General features: G+C 65.0%; 21 protein-coding genes. 15 read left to right on the plus strand and 6 right to left on the minus strand.

The window, feature by feature from the left end; genetic code table 11:
- The first annotated feature begins 20 nt into the window (after positions 1-20).
- Positions 21-257, plus strand: coding sequence for a DUF4160 domain-containing protein (locus AC0IYS_RS04445; protein ID WP_471704037.1), 237 nt, complete (start codon positions 21-23; stop codon positions 255-257).
- Between the two features lie 8 nt (positions 258-265).
- Here AC0IYS_RS04445 and paaX read toward each other — a convergent pair whose 3' ends face one another.
- Positions 266-1195, minus strand: a complete 930-nt coding sequence (paaX, locus tag AC0IYS_RS04450; RefSeq protein ID WP_471704038.1) for a phenylacetic acid degradation operon negative regulatory protein PaaX — start codon at positions 1193-1195, stop codon at positions 266-268.
- 182 nt (positions 1196-1377) lie between these two features.
- Here paaX and paaA point away from each other — a divergent pair, with 182 nt between their 5' ends.
- The 12 genes from paaA (at position 1378) to AC0IYS_RS04510 (ending at position 12502) form a co-directional block, all read left to right on the plus strand.
- Positions 1378-2361 carry a 1,2-phenylacetyl-CoA epoxidase subunit PaaA gene (gene paaA / locus AC0IYS_RS04455; RefSeq protein ID WP_471704039.1) on the plus strand — a complete coding sequence of 328 codons (984 nt, stop codon included), beginning with the start codon at positions 1378-1380 and terminating at the stop codon, positions 2359-2361.
- Positions 2362-2432: 71 nt separating this feature from the next.
- Complete coding sequence (gene paaB, locus AC0IYS_RS04460) at positions 2433-2717, plus strand: 1,2-phenylacetyl-CoA epoxidase subunit PaaB (RefSeq protein WP_471704040.1); 285 nt, start codon at positions 2433-2435, stop codon at positions 2715-2717.
- A 12-nt stretch (positions 2718-2729) separates the two neighbouring features.
- Positions 2730-3482, plus strand: coding sequence for a 1,2-phenylacetyl-CoA epoxidase subunit PaaC (paaC, locus tag AC0IYS_RS04465; RefSeq protein ID WP_471704041.1), 753 nt, complete (start codon positions 2730-2732; stop codon positions 3480-3482).
- A 10-nt stretch (positions 3483-3492) separates the two neighbouring features.
- Positions 3493-4050 carry a 1,2-phenylacetyl-CoA epoxidase subunit PaaD gene (gene paaD, locus AC0IYS_RS04470; RefSeq protein ID WP_471704042.1) on the plus strand — a complete coding sequence of 186 codons (558 nt, stop codon included), beginning with the start codon at positions 3493-3495 and terminating at the stop codon, positions 4048-4050.
- A 5-nt stretch (positions 4051-4055) separates the two neighbouring features.
- A complete protein-coding gene (paaE, locus tag AC0IYS_RS04475) occupies positions 4056-5135 on the plus strand; it encodes a 1,2-phenylacetyl-CoA epoxidase subunit PaaE (RefSeq protein WP_471704043.1) in 1080 nt (359 codons plus the stop codon).
- A 12-nt stretch (positions 5136-5147) separates the two neighbouring features.
- Entirely contained in the window at positions 5148-5939 is a 792-nt protein-coding gene (gene paaG, locus AC0IYS_RS04480; RefSeq protein WP_471704044.1) for a 2-(1,2-epoxy-1,2-dihydrophenyl)acetyl-CoA isomerase PaaG, read from the plus strand.
- 2 nt (positions 5940-5941) lie between these two features.
- Positions 5942-7534 carry a 3-hydroxyacyl-CoA dehydrogenase PaaH gene (paaH, locus tag AC0IYS_RS04485; RefSeq protein ID WP_471704045.1) on the plus strand — a complete coding sequence of 531 codons (1593 nt, stop codon included), beginning with the start codon at positions 5942-5944 and terminating at the stop codon, positions 7532-7534.
- A complete protein-coding gene (paaI, locus tag AC0IYS_RS04490) occupies positions 7527-7955 on the plus strand; it encodes a hydroxyphenylacetyl-CoA thioesterase PaaI (RefSeq protein WP_471704046.1) in 429 nt (142 codons plus the stop codon). The genes paaH and paaI overlap by 8 nt, the downstream gene beginning before the upstream one ends.
- A 17-nt stretch (positions 7956-7972) precedes the next feature.
- The gene (gene paaK / locus AC0IYS_RS04495) at positions 7973-9298 is read left to right on the plus strand and encodes a phenylacetate--CoA ligase PaaK (RefSeq protein WP_471704047.1); all 1326 of its coding nucleotides are present in this window, start codon (positions 7973-7975) and stop codon (positions 9296-9298) included.
- Positions 9299-9307: 9 nt separating this feature from the next.
- Positions 9308-9919: a phenylacetic acid degradation protein PaaY gene (paaY, locus tag AC0IYS_RS04500; protein WP_471704048.1), complete on the plus strand. Its 612-nt coding sequence runs from the start codon at positions 9308-9310 to the stop codon at positions 9917-9919.
- 16 nt (positions 9920-9935) lie between these two features.
- The gene (gene paaZ, locus AC0IYS_RS04505; RefSeq protein WP_471704049.1) at positions 9936-11999 is read left to right on the plus strand and encodes a phenylacetic acid degradation bifunctional protein PaaZ; all 2064 of its coding nucleotides are present in this window, start codon (positions 9936-9938) and stop codon (positions 11997-11999) included.
- A gap of 71 nt (positions 12000-12070) precedes the next feature.
- Complete coding sequence (locus tag AC0IYS_RS04510) at positions 12071-12502, plus strand: hypothetical protein (protein ID WP_471704050.1); 432 nt, start codon at positions 12071-12073, stop codon at positions 12500-12502.
- A gap of 89 nt (positions 12503-12591) precedes the next feature.
- On the opposite strand, the gene AC0IYS_RS04515 is transcribed toward AC0IYS_RS04510, so the two are convergent.
- Together AC0IYS_RS04515 and AC0IYS_RS04520 are read right to left on the minus strand one after the other, a co-directional pair.
- Positions 12592-12822, minus strand: a complete 231-nt coding sequence (locus tag AC0IYS_RS04515) for a hypothetical protein (RefSeq protein ID WP_471704051.1) — start codon at positions 12820-12822, stop codon at positions 12592-12594.
- A gap of 8 nt (positions 12823-12830) precedes the next feature.
- A complete protein-coding gene (locus tag AC0IYS_RS04520) occupies positions 12831-14057 on the minus strand; it encodes a M24 family metallopeptidase (RefSeq protein ID WP_471704052.1) in 1227 nt (408 codons plus the stop codon).
- 163 nt (positions 14058-14220) lie between these two features.
- Between AC0IYS_RS04520 and AC0IYS_RS04525 the strand changes: the two genes are divergently transcribed.
- The gene (locus AC0IYS_RS04525; RefSeq protein ID WP_471704053.1) at positions 14221-15852 is read left to right on the plus strand and encodes a CehA/McbA family metallohydrolase domain-containing protein; all 1632 of its coding nucleotides are present in this window, start codon (positions 14221-14223) and stop codon (positions 15850-15852) included.
- Positions 15853-15864: 12 nt separating this feature from the next.
- On the opposite strand, the gene AC0IYS_RS04530 is transcribed toward AC0IYS_RS04525, so the two are convergent.
- Together AC0IYS_RS04530 and argH are read right to left on the minus strand one after the other, a co-directional pair.
- Positions 15865-18114, minus strand: coding sequence for a M4 family metallopeptidase (locus AC0IYS_RS04530; RefSeq protein ID WP_471704054.1), 2250 nt, complete (start codon positions 18112-18114; stop codon positions 15865-15867).
- A gap of 146 nt (positions 18115-18260) precedes the next feature.
- On the minus strand, positions 18261-19658 hold the full coding sequence (gene argH / locus AC0IYS_RS04535; protein ID WP_471704055.1) for an argininosuccinate lyase: 1398 nt from the start codon (positions 19656-19658) through the stop codon (positions 18261-18263).
- A gap of 106 nt (positions 19659-19764) precedes the next feature.
- Between argH and AC0IYS_RS04540 the strand changes: the two genes are divergently transcribed.
- On the plus strand, positions 19765-20190 hold the full coding sequence (locus AC0IYS_RS04540; RefSeq protein ID WP_471704056.1) for a GNAT family N-acetyltransferase: 426 nt from the start codon (positions 19765-19767) through the stop codon (positions 20188-20190).
- A 9-nt stretch (positions 20191-20199) separates the two neighbouring features.
- On the opposite strand, the gene AC0IYS_RS04545 is transcribed toward AC0IYS_RS04540, so the two are convergent.
- Positions 20200-21594 carry a YfcC family protein gene (locus tag AC0IYS_RS04545; RefSeq protein WP_471704057.1) on the minus strand — a complete coding sequence of 465 codons (1395 nt, stop codon included), beginning with the start codon at positions 21592-21594 and terminating at the stop codon, positions 20200-20202.
- Positions 21595-21612 lie beyond the last annotated feature (18 nt).

The raw sequence follows: 21612 nt of genomic DNA on the forward strand, positions 1-21612 counted from the left end.
ACGCCGCCCAGGAGCCCGCCATGAACCCGCCGCTATTCCAGGCCGACGACTTCCGCTACTATTTTTTCGCGCGGGGCGACAAGCGCATGCACATCCACGTCTCGCACCCGGACGGCACGGCCAAGTTCTGGCTCGAGCCGGATGTCGCGCTGGCGTGGCACACCGGGCTGTCGAACCTGCAACTGCGCGACGCCGAACAATTCATCGCCGGCCATGTGGTGCAAATGCGCCAGATCTGGCGCACGTGGTTGCGTTAGGCCTGACGTTATTGCGTCAGGCCGCCAAACCGCTCGAAGAACGCCGGCTCGGCGGCGGGCGCGGCGTCATCCTCGCGCCGCAATACCGCTTCGACATGTTGCTCGGCATCCGCGTACACCGCCTGATAGATGCCTCGCGCCAGCTCGTAGGCCAGCGCGCCCGGCCACGGCGTCGGCAATAATTCCACCGGTAATTGCGGATCGTGCAGCTGCACGCGCCGGTATGCGTGGATCAGCAGGGTGCGGATCACAAAGGCTTGCTCCGGTGTCAGTTTTACCTCGCCGGCTTGCGCGCGCAGCGCGGCCAGCAGGGGCTCGAAGCGCTTTATGAATCCTTCGTAGCCCAGCGCCACATCGCTGACCTCCCAGCCGCTGGCGACCAGGTCGCTCAACGGCCGGCCGGCGACGTTCTCCATCGATTTGGCTTGCACCACGAACAATTTCCCGACCACGCCTAGCCGCTTGAGCAGCTCGTTCAGCGCGACGCCGTCGGCCGCCGGATGCCCCATGATGCCCGGCGCGATCACGCTATAGCCTTCCCACAGCAGCTCCTTGCGCACGGCGCTGCGCTCGGCCGCGTTGAGCGCGCCGTCGCCGTTCAGCACCAGGGTCCAGCTGCCGTCCCAATGCACGTTGAGCGGCGCATAGATGCGGCGGTAGGCGTGCACGAAGCGCGCCATCGCGTCGGGCGTGATCGCGTAGGAGCTGCGCCGGCCGTCGCGCTGGGCGCCGAGCCAGCCCTCCTGCGCCAGCCGGAACACGGAGGTGCGCAGCAGCCGGTCGTTGACGCCGAACGGCGCCAGCAGTTCGATCAGGCTGCCCAGCCATACCATGCCGCCGTGCGGGACGATGGCGTCGCCGAAGATGGTCACCACCAGCGACTTCGAGCGCGGCGGATCGCCGGCGAGGCAATCCGCTATCCATTCGGAATAATTCATAGGCAAACGTCGGTTCTGTACATGGAAACAATAGTTTACTTTGCCTCGACTGCGGCGCAGCATTTATTTGTCGCCCGCTTGTGGCTTCTTTCTCTTGAGATACTCTATTTTAATATGATTCAAAAAAGTCGTAGCAAAATCAGATTGTGTATCGTAATATGGCGTGACACGAGGAGACAGCTATGTACGCACAAATGGTGGAAACCGGCCTGAGCACCGTACGCACGGCCGACGACATGGCCGCCGACGAGCGCGCCTTCCAGGCCCGCATCGACGACGGCGTCAAGATCGAGGCCAAGGACTGGATGCCGGACGCCTACCGCAAAACGCTGATCCGCCAGATCTCGCAGCATGCGCATTCGGAGATCGTTGGCCAGCTGCCGGAGGGGAACTGGGTCACGCGCGCGCCGACCCTGAAGCGCAAGTCCATCCTGCTGGCCAAGATACAGGACGAGGCGGGCCACGGCCTGTATCTGTACAGCGCCGCGGAAACCTTGGGCGTGTCGCGTGACGAATTGCTGGCGGCCCTGCACAGCGGCAAAGCCAAATACTCCAGCATCTTCAACTACCCGACCTTGTCGTGGGCCGACATGGGCGCCATCGGCTGGCTGGTGGACGGCTCTGCCATCATCAACCAGATCCCGCTGTGCCGCTGCTCGTACGGGCCGTATGCGCGCGCCATGATCCGCGTCTGCAAGGAGGAGTCGTTCCACGCCCGCCAAGGCTACGACATCATGATGTCGCTGGCGCGCGGCACGCCGGAGCAAAAGGCGATGGCGCAGGATGCGCTCAATCGCTGGTGGTGGCCGTCGCTGATGATGTTCGGCCCTTCGGACGCCGAATCGGTCAACAGCGCGCAATCGGCGCAGTGGCGCATCAAGCTGTTCTCCAACGACGAACTGCGCCAGCGCATGGTCGACCAGACCGTCCCGCAGGCGGAGTTCCTCGGCCTGACGGTGCCCGACCCGGACCTGAAATTCAACGCGGAGACTGGGCACTACGAATTCGGCGCCATCGACTGGAGCGAATTCCACAACGTCTTGAAGGGCAACGGGCCATGCAACCGCGAACGCCTGCGCACCCGCGTGAAAGCCTGGGAAGACGGCGCATGGTTCCGCGAGGCGCTGGTCGTCCACGCCGACAAACAGGCAGCAAAAGCCGCCTGAGTGATTTTGTAGGGCGGATTAGCGAAGCGTAATCCGCCAAGCGCCGCCACTAGGATAAATAGGAGCAAAGCATGAGCAAAGAATGGCCCCTGTGGGAAGTATTCATCCGCAGCCAGCACGGTCTCGCGCACAAACACGTCGGCAGCCTGCACGCCCCGGACGCCGAAATGGCCGTCAACAACGCGCGCGATGTCTACACGCGCCGCAATGAAGGCGTCAGCATCTGGGTGGTGCGCGCCGCCGACATCGTCGCCAGCAGCCCAAGCGACAAGGGCGCGCTGTTCGAGCCGGCCAACAGCAAGGTCTATCGCCACCCGACCTTCTTCCCGATGCCGGCCGAAGTCAAGAACCTGTAAGCGGAGCGCATCGTGGATAACAAAGTCAATTACCTGCTGCGCCTGGGCGACAACGCGCTGATTCTGAGCCAGCAGCTGTCGCAGCTGTGCGGCAAAGGCCCGGCGCTGGAGGAGGACATGGCGCTGACCAACGTCGCGCTCGACCTGCTCGGCCAGACCCGCCTGTGGTACGAATACGCCGCCGAACTGGAAGGCGCCGGCCGCGATGAGGACAAGCTGGCCTATCACCGCGACGCCCACGACTTCAAGAACTGCCTGCTGCTGGAACAGCCGAACGGTAATTACGCCGACACCATGATGCGGCAGTTTTACTTCGACACCTGGCACTACTTCCTGATCGAAGGGCTGACGCGCAGCGCCGACCCGCGCATCGCCGCCATCGCCGAGAAGTCGCTCAAGGAGGTGACGTATCACCTGCGCCGCAGCGGCGACTTGATCGTGCGCCTGGGCGACAGCACCGAGCTGGCGCACGTGCGCACGCAGACCGCCGCCGACGAGTTGTGGATGTACAGCGGCGAAGTGTTCGCCTACGACGCCATCGACAACGCGATGGTGGACGAGGGCATCGCGCCGCCGGCCGACGAACTACGTGCGCAGTGGCTGGCCCACGTGGCCGAGATCTTCGCCGAGGCGACGCTGACCATGCCGCCGGCCGACGCCTGGATGCAAAAGGGCGGCAAGCAGGGGCGCCACTCCGAGCACCTGGGATACATACTGGCCGAGATGCAGTTCCTGCAACGCGCCTATCCCGGCGCCGAGTGGTAGGAGTAGCGAGATGACAGCCGCCGTTTTAGAAGCTCCCGCGTTGAGCGCAGCCCAGGTTTGGTCCTGGTTGGCCGAGGTGTCCGATCCTGAAATTCCGGTCATCTCGATCGTCGACCTGGGCATCGTGCGCGACGTGCGGTTCGATGATGGCGTCTGCACGGTCACCATCACGCCGACCTATTCCGGCTGTCCGGCGTTGCAGGTCATCGCCGACGCGATCACCGAGGCGCTGCACGGGCATGGCGTCGTGGATGTGCGGCTGCAAAACCAGCTGTCGCCCGCCTGGACCACCGATTGGATGAGCGAGGAGGGCAAGGCCAAGTTGTCGGGCTACGGCATCGCGCCGCCCGCCGAACAGGTGATCGACATCAGCGGCTTGGGAGGTGGCACGCGCGGCGGCGCGCTGGCGGCCATTTCGCGCCGCCCGCAACCGCGCGTCGCCATCGTCTGCCCCAATTGCGGCTCTTCCCACACCGGGATCACCAGCCAGTTCGGCTCCACGCCATGCAAGGCGCTGTACAAATGCCTGGACTGCCGCGAGCCTTTCGACTACTTCAAGTGCCACTAACGACCATGAGCAAATTCCATCCGTTGACCGTCTCGCAAGTGCGCAACGAAACGCGCGACACCATCGCCGTCACCTTTGCCGTGCCGCCCGAGCTGCGGGACAGCTTCCGCTTCCAGCAAGGGCAGCACCTGACCCTGCGCGCCATCATCGGAGACGAGGACGTGCGCCGCTCGTACTCGATTTGCTCGGCCGTCCACGAGGGCGCGCTGCGCGTGGCCATCAAACGCACGCAGGGCGGTCTGTTCTCCAGCTGGGCCAACGAGTCGATCAAACCCGGTTCGACGCTCGACGTCATGCCGCCGATGGGCCACTTCAACGTGCCGCTGGACGCCGCCAACCACAAGCACTACCTGGCCTTCGCCGCCGGCAGCGGCATTACGCCGATCCTGTCGATCATCAAGACCACGCTGGCGGTCGAACCGCACAGCCGCTTCACGCTCTTCTACGGCAACCGCGCCTCGTCGTCGGTGATCTTCAAGGACGAGCTGTCGGACCTCAAAGACACTTATATGGACCGCCTGAAGCTGGCCTACGTCATGAGCCGCGAGCAGCAGGACATCGAATTGTTCAACGGCCGCATCACCAAGGACAAATGCGCGCAGTTTTTGCGGCACTGGGTGCGTGTGGAAGACATCGACGTCGCCTTCATCTGCGGCCCGGAAGACATGATGCTGGGCGTGTCCGAAGCGCTCCAGGAAGCGGGCATGCCGAAGTCGGACATCAAGATCGAATTGTTCGCCGCCAGCATCCCCAAACACCAGCACAAGCCACGCGCGCTCGATCCGGCAGCGGCGCGCCACGAAACCGAAGTCACCGTCATCATGGACGGCAGCGCCAGCAGCTTCACCATGGACCAGGACAAGGAGTCGCTGCTCGACGCCGGCCTGCGCGCCGGCATCGACATGCGCTATTCCTGCAAGGGCGGCGTGTGCTCCACCTGCCGCTGCAAACTGCTCGAAGGTAAAGTCGACATGGACGTCAACTACGCGCTGGAGGACTACGAAATCGCGCGCGGCTATGTCCTCAGCTGCCAGAGCTTCCCCATCACCGACAAGGTCGTCATCGACTTCGACCAGGCCGAATAATACGGAGACGCCATGAACTACGAGAACATCCTATTTGAGATCAACGACGGCATCGCCCAGCTCACGCTGAACCGTCCCGATAAACTGAACAGCTTCACGCAGGCGATGCACGACGAGGTGCGCCACGCCGTCCACAAAGTCGGCACCGACAAGAGCGTGCGCGTGTTGATCCTCACCGGCGCCGGGCGCGGTTTCTGCGCCGGCCAGGACTTGTCCGACCGCGCGGTGGAGCCGGGCGCGCGCGCCGTCGATTTGGGCGACTCGGTCGAAAAGAACTACGCGCCGCTGGTGCTGGCGCTGCGCGGCTTGCCGATGCCCGTCATCTGCGCCGTCAACGGCGTGGCGGCCGGCGCTGGCGCCAACCTCGCGCTGGCGTGCGACATCGTCCTCGCCGCCAAGTCGGCATCGTTTGTCGAGGTGTTCTGCAAACTTGGCCTGATTCCCGACACCGGCGGCACCTACTTCTTGCCACGCCTGATCGGCAGCGCCCGCGCCATGGGCCTGACCATGCTGGGCGAAAAACTCAGCGCCGAAAAGGCCGAGGCCTGGGGCCTGATCTGGAAGGCGGTGCCGGACGAGGAACTGGCCGCCGAAACAATGGCCATGGCGCGCCACTTCGCCACCGCGCCGACCAAGGGCCTGGCCTTCACCAAGCAGGCGCTGTACGCCAGCCCGCACAACACCTTGCAGCAGCAGCTGGCGCTCGAATGCGGCATGATGAGCGAACTGGGTCGCACCGAGGACTACCGCGAGGGCGTCGCCGCCTTTATGGAAAAACGCGCACCGCAATTCCAGGGGAAATAAGCATGGCAGCTTTGAGCAAGGACCGTCTGGTCGCCGTCATCGGCAGCGGCGCGATGGGCGCCGGTATCGCGCAGGTGGCCGCCGTCGCCGGCTACACCGTCAAGTTGTACGATACCCGCCCCGAAGCGGTGGCCAAGGCCATTTCCGATATCGCGCTGGTGTTCAACAAGCTGGTGGCGAAGGAGCGCATGAGCGCAGTTGAAGCAGCGGCGGCCATCGCCCGTTTGCGGGCCGCCGTCACGCTTAACGACGTGGCCGGCGCGGGCCTGGTGGTGGAGGCCATCGTCGAGAACCTCGACGCCAAACGCGGCCTGTTCGCGGAGCTGGAAGCACTCGTCGCCGACGACTGCATCCTCGCCACCAACACGTCATCGATCTCGGTCACCGCCATTGCCGCCAAATTGCGCAAGCCGGAGCGCCTGGTCGGTATGCATTTCTTTAATCCGGTACCGTTGATGGCGCTGGTCGAAGTGATCAGCGGCCTGGCGACCGGCGCCGCTGTCGCGCAAACCGTGTGCGACACCGCCGCCGCGTGGGGCAAGAATCCGGTGCACGCCAAGTCGACGCCGGGCTTCATCGTCAACCGCGTCGCGCGGCCGTTTTATGCCGAGGGCTGGCGCCTGCTCAACGAGCAAGCCGCCGATGCCGCCACCATCGACGCCATCATGCGCGAAGCGGGCGGCTTTCGCATGGGGCCATTCGAATTGATGGACCTGATCGGACATGACGTCAACTTCTCGGTCACGCAATCGGTGTTCAGCGCCTACTTCAACGATCCGCGCTTTACGCCGTCGGTGCTGCAGCAGGAGATGGTCAACGCCGGATATCTGGGCCGTAAATCGGGGCGGGGGTTTTATCATTACGGCGATGGCGCCACTGGTTCGCCGCAACCGCAAACCGAGGCCGCGCAGCCGGTGCCGGAGTTCGTCAGCTACACCGTCGAGCAGGGTGCGAAGGCTGGCGCGCCGCGCGTCGCGGGCAGCGCGGCCGCCGATGCGCTGGCCGAACGCCTGCGCGCGGCCGGCATCACCGTCACCCATCGGCAGTCGCCGGAGGCACGCGGGCACGCCGCCGGTGCGGACGGCGCGCCTGCCTTTCACTGCAATGGCGCCGCCGTCTATCTGACCGACGGCCGCAGCGCCACCCAGCGGGCGCGCGACAACCAGCATCCGGACACGGTGCTGTTCGACCTGGCGCTGGATTACGCCACCGCCACCCGCATTGCCGTCACCTGCGCCGATCAATGCTCGCCGGCGGCGTATCAGTCGGTGGTGGGGCTGTTCCAGGCCGCCGGCTTTGCCGTCACCCGGCTGGACGACGTTCCCGGCATGGCCGTCATGCGCAGCGTCGCCATGCTCGCCAACGAGGCGGCCGACGCCGTCAACCAGGGCGTGTGCAGCGCCGAGGCGGCGGACATCGCCATGCAGAAGGGCGTCAACTATCCACGCGGACCGCTGGCGTGGGCGGACGCGATCGGCATCGGCCAGATCGTGACCGTGTTGAACAACCTGGCCGCCAGCTACGGGGAGGACCGCTATCGCGTCTCCCCGCTACTGCGCCGCAAGCACGCCGGCGGAGGCGCTTTTCATGCATAAGCCTGAGGCGCAGTCGTTGGCGGAGAAGGTCGCCGACGCCATGTTTTCGCGCGATCCCGCCTCGAAGGGCTTGGGGATGACGATCAACGCGGTCGGTCCTGGCCGCGCCAGCATGTCGATGACCATACGCCCCGATATGCTCAACGGCCACCAGAGCTGCCACGGCGGCTTTATCTTCACGCTGGCAGACAGCGCGTTCGCCTTCGCCTGCAACAGCTACAACCTGAACACCGTCGGCGCGGCCTGCACCATCGATTACCTCGCACCCGGCAGGCTGCACGACGTCCTCACCGCCGAAGCGGTGGAGCTGGCGCTGAGCGGCAAGAGCGGCGTCTACGACGTCAAGGTCACTAACCAGGAAGGCCGGACGATCGCGCTGTTCCGGGGTAAGTCGTTGCGCGTCGGCGGCGAAGTCATATAAATACGGAGGAGACACCGATGGTCCAACGCATCCCCGAGCCGTCCGATCTGGAACCGATCGAGCGCGCCAGCAAGGACGAGCTTCAGGCCTTGCAGCTGCAGCGCATGCAGTGGTCGCTGAAGCATGCCTACGACAACGTCCCGCACTACCGCGCTGCCTTCGACGCCGCCGGCGTGCATCCGGACGACCTGCGCACCTTGGCCGATATCGCCAGGTTCCCGTTCACCGGCAAGAAGGAGCTGCGCGAAAACTACCCGTTCGGCATGTTCGCCGTGCCGCAGGACCGGGTGGTGCGGGTGCATGCTTCCAGCGGCACCACCGGCAAGCCGACGGTGGTCGGCTACACCCAGAACGATATCGACACCTGGGCGAACGTGGTGGCGCGGTCGATCCGGGCGGCCGGGGGACGTCGCGGCGACATGGTACACATCTCGTACGGCTACGGCTTGTTCACCGGCGGTTTGGGCGCGCACTATGGCGCCGAGCGGCTTGGCTGCACGGTCATCCCCATGTCCGGCGGGCAGACCGAGAAGCAGGTGCAACTGATCCAGGACTTCAAACCGTCGATCATCATGGTCACGCCGTCGTACATGTTGAACATCATCGAGGAATACCAGCGCCAGGGCCTCGATCCGGCCGCCAGTTCGCTCAAGGTCGGCATCTTCGGCGCCGAGCCGTGGACGGACGCCATGCGCGCCGAGATCGAGCAGCGCGCCGGTATCGACGCGGTCGACATCTATGGCCTGTCCGAAGTCATGGGGCCTGGTGTCGCCAGCGAATGCATCGAAAGCAAAGATGGCCCGGTGATCTGGGAAGACCACTTCTATCCGGAGATCATCGATCCCGAAACGGGAGAGGTGCTGCCGGACGGCGAGGAGGGCGAGCTGGTATTTACTTCGCTGAGCAAGGAGGCGCTGCCGATCATCCGCTACCGCACGCGCGACCTTACGCGGCTGCTGCCGGCGACCTCGCGCTCGATGCGCCGCATCGGCAAGATCACGGGCCGCTCGGACGACATGCTGATCATCCGGGGCGTCAACGTCTTCCCGTCGCAGATCGAGGAACTGATACTCAAGATGCCGAAACTGGCGCCGCAATATCAGCTGATCGTTTCCCGCGACGGCCATCTGGACAAGCTCGATGTGCTGGCCGAACTGCGCGGCGAAGCGGGCGGCCTGCCGGACGGCGAAATCGAAGCGCTGGCCCGCGAGCTGGAACAGCGTATCAAAACCAACGTCGGCGTCACCACCAAGGTGCGGGTGATGGCTGCCAACGGCATCGAGCGCACGCTGACGGGCAAGGCGCGCCGCGTGGTCGACCAGCGGCCGCGCGACCGCGCCTGAGGAGCGGACATGGTCAAGGTTTACGAAATCAATGGCGTTACCCCGGTGGTCCACCCGACCGCCTACGTGCATCCGAGCGCGGTGCTGATCGGCGACGTCATCGTCGGGCCGCGCTGCTACGTCGGCCCGCTGGCGGCGCTGCGCGGCGACTTCGGACGGCTGATACTGGAGGAGGGGGCGAATCTGCAGGACACCTGCGTCATGCATGGCTTCCCCGGCGCCGACACCGTCGTCGAACAGGACGGCCATATCGGCCACGGCGCGGTGCTGCACGGCTGCCGCATCGGCCGCAACGCGTTGGTGGGCATGAACAGCGTGATCATGGATAACGCCGTCATTGGCGCCGACAGCATTGTCGCCGCCATGACCTTCGTCCGCGCCGGCATGGAGGTGCCTGCCCGCAGCCTGGTGGTCGGCACGCCGGCCAAGGTGGTGCGCGAACTGCGCGACGACGAAATTCAATGGAAGACCGCAGGCACCGGCCAATACCAGGAGCTGGCCGTGCGGTCCATGCACACCATGCGCGAGGTCGACGCGCTGACCGAAGTGGAAGCGGACCGCAGGCGCATCGAGTGGGAAAGCTCGCTGCCGCTGCACCTGCAGAAGAACGCCTCGGCGTAAATCACGGAGAATATACATGGCACGAATTTCAACTCCCGTATCAACCCTGCAAAGCTTGATCGGCGGCCGCTGGATCGGCCGCGAAGCCTCGACGCCGCTGCATAGCGCGTTGAACAACTCGCTGATCTATCACACCCACGCCGAGCGCATCGACTTCGACGAAGCCGTCACCTACGCCCGCAAGACCGGGGTGCCGGCGTTGATGAAGCTCGACTTCCAGCAGCGCGCCGCGCGCCTGAAGGCGCTGGCGCTGTACCTGGTCGGCCGCAAGGAGGAGTTGTACGCGATCTCGCACCTGACCGGCGCCACCCGCGCCGACAGCTGGGTGGACATCGAAGGCGGCACCGGCACTCTTTTCGCCTACGCCAGCATGGGCGGACGCGAACTGCCGTCGTCGAACGTGCTGCACGAAGGCCCGGCCATGGCGCTGGGTAAAAACGGCGGCTTCTCAGGCACCCACATCCTGGTGCCGCGCGGCGGCCTGGCGGTGCACATCAACGCCTTCAACTTCCCGATCTGGGGCCTGCTGGAGAAGTTCGCCCCCAGCTTCCTGGCGGCGATGCCGTGCATCGGCAAGCCGGCCACCGCCACCAGCTATTTGACGGAGGCGGTGGTGCGGATGATGCACGAATCCGGACTGCTGCCGGAAGGGGCGCTGCAGCTGGTCATCGGCAGCACCGGCGACCTGCTGGATCGCCTTGGAGGCGCCGACGTGGTCACCTTCACCGGTTCCGCCGACACCGCCGCGAAACTACGCGTCAACCGCAACCTGATCGCTCATTCCGTACCATTCACCGCCGAGGCGGATTCGCTCAACTGCGCCATCCTGGCGCCGGACGTGACGCCGGACGATCCCGAGTTCGACCTGTTCGTCAAGGAAGTGGCGCGCGAGATGACCGGCAAGGCGGGGCAGAAGTGCACCGCGATCCGCCGCATCATCGTCCCGGAGAACCTGGTCGACGCGGTCGGCACGCGGCTGCGCGAGCGCCTGGCCAAGGTCAGCGTCGGCGACCCGTCGGTCGAAGGTGTGCGCATGGGCGCCTTGGCATCCAGGGACCAGCAGCGCGACGTCGCCGAACGGCTGGCGATGCTCGCGCGCGGCAACGAGGTGCTGTTCGGTGAGGGCGATGGCTTCAAGCCGGTGGGCGACGGCGTCGCCGACGGCGCCTTCTTCGCACCGACGCTGCTATTGTGCCGCGACGGCATGGTCAACGACGCCGTGCACGATGTCGAAGCCTTCGGCCCGGTCAGCACCATCATCAGCTACAACGGCATCGACGAAGCGCTGGCGCTGGCCGCGCGCGGCAAGGGCAGCCTGGTATCGACCCTGGTGACGAAGGAGCCGGCCATCGCCGCCTACGCCGTGCCGGTGGCCGCCGCTTCGCACGGACGTGTGCTGATACTGGAACGTGAGGCATCGGTCGACTCCACCGGCCACGGCTCGCCGCTGCCGCAGCTCAAGCACGGCGGGCCGGGACGCGCCGGCGGCGGGGAAGAGCTGGGCGGCATCCGGGCGGTGCGCCACTTCCTGCAACGCGCGGCGGTTCAGGGCTCGCCGACGATGCTGGCGGCGGTGACCGGCGAGTACGTGCGCGGCGCCAGGGTGCAGGAGAGCGAAGTGCATCCGTTCCGCAGGCATTTCGAGGACCTCAAGATCGGCGACTCGCTGCTCACGCACCGCCGTACCGTTAGTGAGGCGGACATCGTCAACTTCGGCGGCGTCTCGGGCGACTATTTCTACATGCACTTCGACGACATCGCCGCCAAGGACACGCAGTTCGGCAAGCGCATCGCGCACGGCTACTTCGTGCTGTCGGCGGCGGCCGGCCTGTTCGTCTCGCCGGCGCCAGGGCCCGTGCTGGCAAACTATGGGCTGGACAACCTGCGCTTCATCACGCCGGTGGCCATCGGCGACACCATCCGGGCGCGCCTGACCTGCAAGCGCAAGGTCGACCGCAACCGCACCGACGACAAGGGCGTCGGCCAGGGCGTGGTCGCGTGGGATGTGCAGGTCACCAACCAGAACGACGAACTGGTGGCCAGTTACGACATCCTCACCCTGGTGATGAAGCGCGCTTGATAGGGGAGGGTGCTTTCCTTTTTGGTCGCCGCCGGTCACAATAGCGCTTTATTTTTAAGCAGGCGGCAGTCATGGCGAGCACCATCACCCAACACAAAATCGTTCTCAATCCGCTGGAAAACCCGCGCAGCTGGCTGACCATCGCGGTGGCGGTGGCATGTCTGTTTGTGGTGACGCAGCTGCCGCGCGGCTGGGATCTGGTCGGCGTGCTGCGGATCGTTTTGCTGGGCTTTGCCGGCTACATCGCATCGGCGGCGATCGAGCACTTGCCGGTACGCGGCATGGTGTCGGCCGAGGGCAGCACCGCCTTCCTGGGCCGGATCGCCCAATTCGGCTACATCCCGGCGGCGGAAACGGCGCAAGGCCGCACCTTCGTGCGCAAAAGCGCCTCGCCGCTGCGCGCCATGTTCGGCCCGATCATCGTCGGCCGGCCGGTAGGAAACGCGTTCCCCGTCACCGTCCCGCTGCGCTTCCACCGCGCCCTCAAACGCATCCAGGCCTAAAACTTCGGGGTCAAGTCTAACATTCGTACACGGACTGAAGCACTATGCTGCTCAGCTCGTGTACGAATGTTAGACTTGACCCCGTTTTTTTAGCTGAGAACGACCTTCCGGAAAACCTCGTATCCGACCAGCGCGAAAAAGATATACGCGCACCAGGGAATGACAAACGCCGGCACCGCCGCGATGTAAATCGCCTTGTCCAGGATCGTGTAGATCGAGGAAAAGGCGAAAGCCGCCGCCAGCACCCAGTTCTTCTGTTTCGTGAAAAGGCCGACACACGTGATCGAGGCGGCCAGGCTGAGTAGCGTCGCAGTCTGCATCGCCACTCTCAACGCGCCAGGCCGAAGGGATCGTCGATGCTGTGCGCCGGCTCGGTGAACCACTTCGGACCGTTTTCGGTCATGTAGAAATGGTCCTCGTGGCGCACGCCGAATTCGCCGGGGATGCAGATCATCGGCTCGTTCGAGAAGCACATGCCCACGTCCAGCGGCGTCTTGTTGCCGCCCACCAGATACGGCCACTCGTGGATATCCAGTCCAATACCGTGACCGGTGCGGTGCGGCAGGCCTGGCAGCTTGTAGCCGGGACCGAAACCGTCGGCCTCCAGCGAACGCCGCGCCGCCTGGTCCACCTCCTCGCACGGCACGCCCAGTTGCGCCGCGTTGAAGGCCGCCAGCTGCGCCGCCTTCTCGCTGTTCCATACCGAACGCTGACGCTCGCTGATCTCGCCGTACACATAGGTGCGGGTGATGTCGGAGATGTAGTTATGCAGTTTGCAGCCCGTATCGATCAACACCGTGTCGCCCGGCTTGAGCGTCTGCACGTAGCTCACGCCATGCGGATACGCGGTCGCCTCGCCGAACAGCACGATAACGAAATACGAACCCGACGCGCCGACCTTGCGGTGCGCGCGGTCGATGAACTGCTCCACTTCGACGGTGGTGATGCCCTCGCGCAGAATGCTGGCGGCGGCCACGTGCACCGCCATCGTCATGTCCTTGGCGCGCTGCATCAGGGCGATCTCGTTGGCCGATTTGCGGGTGCGGCAGTGCGCCGTCACGGTGCTGGCGTTTTCCAGCGCATAGCCGTCGGCCAGCGGACGGATGCCGTCGTAGATGAAGAAGGCGGCGCTTTCGCAAATGCCCACGCGCGGCGCGGCCGCACCGGCGGCGGGCGCGATGCCCATGCGCTTGAGCGTATCGACGAACAGCCGGTACGGGCTTTCATGTTCCTGCCAGCAGTTGACCGGGCCTTCGACCAGCATGAAGTCCTTCAGCGTGCTTTCCTCGAACGCCGGGGCGATGTACTCGACGGCGCCGCTGGCCGGGATGATCGCGCCGACCATACGTTCGCTGGCATGCCACTTGGTGCCGGTGAAGTAGGTCATGTTGGCGCCGGCGTTGACATAGATCGCGGCGATACCCTGCTGGCGCATGAAGGCCTGGGCGCGTTCGACGCGCTGCAGATGCTCCTCCTTGCCGATCGGGACCGCGCCCGCGGTCATATCGGATAACGTCGACAAAGCCTGCTCTATGGTCTTTCCGCCAATAGTCATTTTTTTAACATCCCTGTTTGAGTTTTCGAACGCGCGCGCAGCCGGTGCGCGACAGCCCCCGATGATAGCAGTTTTGCGCGCGGCGCTTGCCGTCCGGTCATCGTGCCGTCACACGCAAATGCTAGTGTGCCGGCTTCTCCGCACTCACTTTCAGGACAATAGCATGCAGCGCAATACATCCTTCTCCACCCGTCTCCTGCTGATTCCGACGGCCGTCGCAATCGTCGTCGCGGCCGTCGCCTGTGGCGGTGGCGACCAGCCCGTCGGCAGCAACGTGCCGCCGTTGCCGAGCGGCCGCTGGATCGCCGGCGATCTGCACACCCACACCACGCAGTCGGCCGACGCGGATGTCAGCCAGACGCTCGACAAGGTGCTGGGCAAGGCCTTCACCACGTTTGGCCTGGACTGGATGGCGGTGTCCAACCACTTGCGCGTATCGACGCGCGACGAGAAGGGTGCGACACTCGATACCTCGATCCCGATGTCGATCGGCGCGGAGCGCTACGAGATCCCGCGCGTGCAGGCCTTGCAGGCGGCCGGCACCTATGCCGACAAGCTGATTTTCAGCGGCTTCGAGTGGGATATGCCGACCCATGACCATATCGGCATCGGCCTGTTCCAGGGCACCGATAAGCTGACCACCAGCACCAAGGGCATGAAAGAATTCGAGTACCTGTTCACTACCCGCGATCCGGCCATGTTCGACGCCGCCGATGTCGCCGCGTGGAAGGCCAGGTACGGCGAAACCCGCTACAACAAGACCGCCGACGACGCGCTCAAGGCGATCAACTGGTTGAAGGACAACTACCCGGACACCAGCTACGCGGTCATCAACCACCCGTCGCGCAACAAGGGCAGCTACACGGTCGACGACTTCCGCCGCTTCAACGACATCGCGCCCAACATCATGTTCGCGATCGAAGGCATGGTCGGCAACCAGATGGAGCCGGATCGTGGCGGCTACACCGCCGCCTACACGCCTGAAAACGCGCCGCTGCGCGCCTATGGCGGCGTCGATTACGTCGTGGCCAAGGTCGGCGGCGTGTGGGACGCGCTGTTGGGCGAGGGACGCCGCGTCTGGAACCTGACCGATTCCGACACCCACTTCAAGATCGTCAACGGCAACAGCAGCGGCTACTTCCCCGGCGAGTACGCGAAGAACTATGTGTTCAACGCCGCCCAGGGCGCGCCGGCCATGAAGGACCTGCTGCAAGGTCTGCGCTCGGGCAAAATGTTCTCGGTCTACGGTGATCTGATCAACGCGCTGGACTTCAACCTGGCCAGCAAGGACGATCGCAAGGAGATGGGCGGAGAGATCAAGGTCGCCAGCGGCGAAAAGGTGGTTGTTACGATCCGCTTCAAGACCCCGGCGAAGAACAACTACGAGAAGCCGGTCGACAGCGGCACCGCCGCCAACGTCAAACCGGTGGTCGACCACGTCGACCTGATCGTCGGCGATGTCGGACCCAAAGCGGCGCAGGGCAGCGCGGCCTACAGCGTGGCCACCAACGCCAGCGCCAAGGTGGTCAAACGCTTCACCAGCGCCGACTGGAAGGTCGACGCCGATGGCTACTTCACCATCAGCTACGAGACCACCGCCACCAAGAACCAATACTACCGCCTGCGCGGCACCAATCTCGGCACCGATGTCGCCGGCCTGACCCAGGGTGGCGAGCCGTTGGCCGACCAGCGCACCGGCACCACCGACAACACCCAGCGTTTCAACGACATCAACGACCGTAACTACCGTAGCCTGTGGTTCTATTCGAACCCGGTGTTCGTCACGCTGCGCTAGTCCGGTTGGGTTCTATCTGGCGAGCAGGCTGACCTTGTCGACGACGAAGGAGGTCTTCAGCGATGCGCCCTCTCGCATCGCGAAGTGCAGCGTCACCTGCTTGCCCTTGAACTCACTGAGATCGAAGGTGCGGACCTTGTAGCCGTCGGCTGCATCGACGTTGGAGTACGTGGCCAGGGTGCGCAGCACCCGCCCCAGGTTGCCGCGCACCGTGACCACCAGCGTATCGTGCGCGGTGCCGCTGGTGTCGGCGCTGTCGACGTGCAGCGCGAAGCTCAGCTCCGCGCTGGTCGCTTGCGCCGGTATCGTCACCGCCTGGCTCAGTGTTTGGCTGGTGCGCCGCCCCTTGCCGCCCATCCAGGCGAAGCGGGTGCCTTCGTACGCGGTTTGACCGGACAGGCTGCCGATGGTGCTGGTGGTGCCGCGCCAGCCTGTGGTCCCGTCTTCGAAGCCGCCGTTGACCGCAAGCTCGGTGGCGTCCCCGCCGCCACCGCCGCCTTCCTCGTCGATATCGGCGCCGACGTTGATGGCCGCATAGGCGCGCTTGACGGCAATGGCCTCCCTGGAGTCGGCCCCGTACAGCTCCTGCGCGGACTCCAGCACCTTGTTGCGGGCGTCCGCATAGTTGGTCGACGACGTGAACTTGGTGGTCAGCGCCTTGAACCAGATGCGATAGGCCTTGTCGTTGCCGATGCCGCTCATCGCCGCCGGCTGCTTGACAAGGTATTTACTGTAATGGTCGTCGGCCGGATCGGCGTTCGATCCCTGCGACAGGAAGTAGAACATGCGGTTATTCGGTCCGCTCGAATAGTGGACGTCCAGGTTTTTGAGTGAGGTGCTCCACGCGTCCGGGCTGCTGCCGTCCTTGCTGGGCTTATACATGTAGCGCAGCGGCTCGCCGCTCTTGCTGATCTCCTTGCCTGTCACCCAGTCGTTGCCGGCCGCCGGCACCACGTTGCCGGTGCCGCCTGCGCGCGCGTAGGCTTCCACCATGTCGCCGCCGATGTCGGAATTCGATTCGTTCAAGCCGCCCGACTCGCCCGAGTAGATCAGGTCCGCCGTGGACGCGGTGACCCCGTGCGACATTTCGTGGCCGATCACGTCGATCGATCCCAGGTTGTTGAAGAACGAGCCATCGCCGATGTACATGCACTTGCAGCTGTCGTCGTAGAAGGCGTTGTCGTAGTTCTTGTCGACGTGGACGGCGATGTAGGTGGCCGTATTGTTACCGTCGAGGGACTGCCATCCGAGCACGTTCTTGTTGGTGTCGTAGGTGTTCATCAGACCCCACAACGCGTTGACGGCGGCGGTCTGGCCGTTGGCGTCGGTGGTGCTGCCGCCGTTGTATTGCTGGCCGTCGCCCCAGTTGTTGGTGCTGTTGGTGTAGATGCTGCCGGGGTTGGGATTGTTGGACGAGCTGTGATTGGCGTTGGTGATGGCCATGCCGCCGAATTTGCCGCCGGTGCCGCGCGTCGGGTCGAGCATCTGGAAGGCGCCGCCCGATTCCGTGGTACTGATCGGCACCACGCCGTTGTACTGGCTCTTGCCCTGGCCGGTGGCCGTTTGCAGCGCCTGCCATTGGGCGATGATCGCGCCGGTCCTGGCGTTGACCACGGTGTCGTAGTAGAACGGCTTGCCGTCCTGCGCCATGCGGGTCTGCACGTAGTAGGCCAGCTCGTGGCGCTCGACCACTTCCTGCACATCGAGCGCATTGAGCTCGGCCTCGGATTTGCTGGCCGCCGAGGCCACGCGCACCGTTTTCATGATCGGATAAAGCAGCAGTTCGGCGCCGGGCGTCCAGCGATGCACGCCGCGCGGCGAGACCGATTTGACGGCGACGTCGATGGCTTGTTCGGCCGTCAGCGCCGGTGTCATGTCCACCGGCGCGGCGGCCGCGCTGGGGGACAGGCCGGGACGGCGGTCCGACACCGAGGAGCTGACGATTTCGCCGGCGGTGTTGGTCACCACCACCGACTCGGAGCCGAACACCCGCAGTCCCTTGTAGGTGTGCTGCGCGCGCGTGATCTTCTGGCCGACGACGCCGGGATGGACCGCGCTGATGCGGAAGCTGTAGTCGCCGGCGATGCCGCGCGAGCGCTCGAGCGCCGTCAGTTTCGACACCAGGCCGGCGCCCTCCTGCGGCGACGGCGGCGCGACCGGCGCGGCCATCATGCGGACAGGCGCTTGCGCCAGCGCGGTGTTGGCCGCAGCCATGGCGGCCGTGGCGATGCATGCTGCGAAAACAGGCGTGTGCAGGTTCATAACGTCCTCCAATCCGTTCCGGCGGCCTCCGACCGGGGGCGCCGTGTCCGCCAAGGCGGATGAGCCACGCTAGATCGTGCGCCAGCGTGACGTCATGTCCTGGATCAAAACATTATGAATTATGCACTAATTTGGCAGATTTCCGCTCACTGCGCCAACTGTGCGCGCACCCGGGCGATGGCCTTGCGCACCTGGTTCGGCGCGGTGCCGCCGACGTGGTCGCGCGCGGCCACCGAGCCCTCGAGCGTCAGCACGGCGAACACGTCGTCCCCGATCAGGGCCGAGTAGGCGCGCAGCTGGTCGAGCGTCATTTCAGCCAGGTCGATTTTCAGATCGTCGCAGGCGCGCACCGCGTGCGCCACGGCTTCGTGGGCGTCGCGGAACGGCAGCCCTTTCTTGACCAGGTAGTCGGCCAGGTCGGTCGCGGTGGCGTAGCCTTGCAGCGCGGCGGCGCGCATCGCCTCCGGCTTGACGCTGATGCCGCCGGCCATGTCGGCAAAGATGCGCAAGGTGTCGACCACGGTGTCGACGGTGTCGAACAACGGTTCCTTGTCTTCCTGGTTGTCCTTGTTGTAGGCCAGCGGCTGGCCCTTCATCAGGGTCAGCAGGCCCATCAGGTGGCCGTAGACGCGACCCGTTTTACCGCGCGCCAGCTCCGGCACGTCCGGGTTTTTCTTTTGCGGCATGATCGACGAGCCGGTGCAGAAGCGGTCGGCGATGTCGATGAAGCCCACGCGTGGGCTCATCCAGATCACCAGCTCCTCGGACATGCGCGACACGTGCGTCATGATCAGCGCGGCGGCGGCGGTGAATTCGATGGCGAAGTCGCGGTCGGAGACGGCGTCGAGCGAGTTGTGGCAAACGTCGTCGAAGCCCAGCGTTTTGGCCACGCGTTCGCGGTCGATCGGGAAGGTGGTGCCGGCCAGCGCGGCCGCGCCCAGCGGCAGGCGGTTGACGCGCTTGCGGCAATCGAGCATGCGTTCGGCGTCGCGCCCGAACATCTCGACGTAGGCCAGCATGTGGTGGCCGAAGGTGATCGGCTGCGCCACCTGCATGTGGGTGAAGCCGGGCATGATGGTGTCGGCGTTCGTCTCGGCCAGGTCGGTCAGCGCGCCGCGCAGGGCGCCGAGCAGTTCGACCACGTCGTCGATGGCGGCGCGCACGTACAGGCGGATGTCGGTGGCCACCTGGTCGTTGCGCGAGCGGCCCGTGTGCAGGCGCTTGCCGGCGTCGCCAACCAGTTCGGTCAGGCGTTTTTCGATATTCAGGTGGACGTCTTCCAGGTCGAGCAGCCACTCGAACTGGCCGGCGTCGATCTCGGACGCGATTTGCGCCATGCCGCGCTCGATCTCGGCGCGGTCGGCGGCGCTGATGATGCCCTGCGCGGCCAGCATTTCGGCGTGCGCCAGCGAGCCCTGGATGTCGGCCTTGGCCAGGCGTTTGTCGAAGAAGACGGAGGCGGTGTAGCGTTTGACGAGGTCGGAAACAGGTTCGTTGAAGCGGGCCGACCAGGCTTCGCTCTTTTTGGACAGTTGTGCGGTCATAGTGGTGGGAATGGCTTTCGCGGTATTGGTGTCGATAGGCAGGACGGATTATAAACCGTCAACTGCTCAAAAATATGTCATTATTGCTATTTTAGCCACGTAAAACATGACGACAGCGCAGATCAGCACCGACCAGGGCCGGCTTGACGTGCCCCTGATTTACCAATTCCTCAGCGAGCAATCGACGTGGGCGGTCGGCATGCCGCGCGCGCTGCTGGAGCGGGCCATCGCCAATTCATTGTGCTTCGGGGTGTATCTGGACGGGCGCCAGATCGGCTTCGCGCGCGTGGTGACCGATTGCGCCACCTTCGCCAACCTGGTCGATGTGTTCGTGCTGCCGGCGCACCGGGGGCAGGGGCACAGCAAGCGGCTGATGGAGGCGATCGTCGCGCATCCGGACTTGCAGGGGTTGCGGCGCTTCACCTTGGCGACCGGCGACGCGCACGGGTTGTACGCGCAGTTCGGGTTTACGCCGCCGCTGCTCCCGGCGACGTTGATGGAGCGGTATTGTCCCGACGTTTACCGCAACTGACCTCGGGCTTTACTGCCAGTTCATCAGCACCGGCGGCACCAGCAGCGCCAGCGCCATCACCGCGTAGATCAGCTGCAACGGGATCATCCACTTGGCCCAGGTGATCCACGGCACCCGCGCCAGCGCCAGCACGCCCACCGTGATGCCCGACGTCGGGATCATCGGCGTGGTCAGCTCGCCGAACTGGAACGCCAGGATCGCGGTCTGGCGGGTCACGCCCACCAGGTCCGCCAGTGGCGCCATGATCGGCATCGTCAACGCCGCCTGGCCGGTGCCGGAGTGGATGAAGAAGTTGATCACCGTCTGGATGCCGAACATCTTCCACGCCGTGAAAATGGGACTGGACGATTGCACCAGCGGCGTCAGGCCGTGCAGCATGGTGTCGATGATTTGCGCGTCGCGCGCCAGGATCATCGTGCCGCGCGCCAGCGCGATCACCAGCGCCGTGCCGACCAGGTCGCGCGCGCCCTGGATGAAGCCGTCGACGATCTGCCCCGAGTCGAGCCGCCCCACCAGGCCGATGACCACGCCCATGGTCAGGAACAGCGCGGCGATTTCGTCGATGTACCAGCCGTAGTGCACCACGCCCACCACCATGATGGCCAGCGAGCCGGCGAAGATCCACAGCACGCGCTTGTGGCGCGCGGTCATGCCGTGCAGTTCGCCCAGTCCCTCGGGCTGCTCCTTGCGCTTTTCCAGGTCGAGCGCATAGGTCGGGCTCAGTTGCGGATTTTTTTTCACGCGCGCCGCGTACCACATCAGGAAGGCGGCCGTGATGGCGGTGGCGATGGTCCAGGCGATCAGCCGGTAGCCCCAGCCCGAGAACACCGGCACGCCGGCGATGCCCTGCGCGATGCCGACGTTGAACGGATTGAGGAAGGCGGCGCCGAAGCCCACCTGCGAACCGAGGAAGGGGATCGACACGCCGGTGATGGTGTCATAGCCCAGCGCCAGCGCCAGCGGCACGAAAATCAATATAAACGGTATGGCTTCCTCGTTCATGCCGAAGGTGGCGCCGCCGAGCGAGAACAAGGTGACGAACACCGGGATCAGCGCCTTCTGGATGAAGGCCGAGTCCTTGTGCGCGCGCGCCAGCGCCTTGATCATCGAGTCGACCGCCTCGGTCTTTTGCAGCACCGCGAAGGCGCCGCCGACGATCAGTACGAAGCCGATGATCTGCGCCGCCTCGACGAAGCCCTTGATCGGCGCCTTGAGCAGCGCCACCACGCCTTGCGGCGCGCTTGGCACATAGTGGAAGCTGTCCGGCACGATCAGCTGCTTGCCGTCGACCAGGTGGGTGTCGTATTTGCCGCCCGGGACCAGCCAGGTGGCGGTGGCGATCAGCGCCAGGATGATGAACAACAGGACGAAGGTGTGCGGCAGCTTGAATTTTTTGGTGGTCATGGGACGTCGTGGTCGTTG

It is taken from the genome of Duganella sp. AC237, assembly GCF_979254035.1.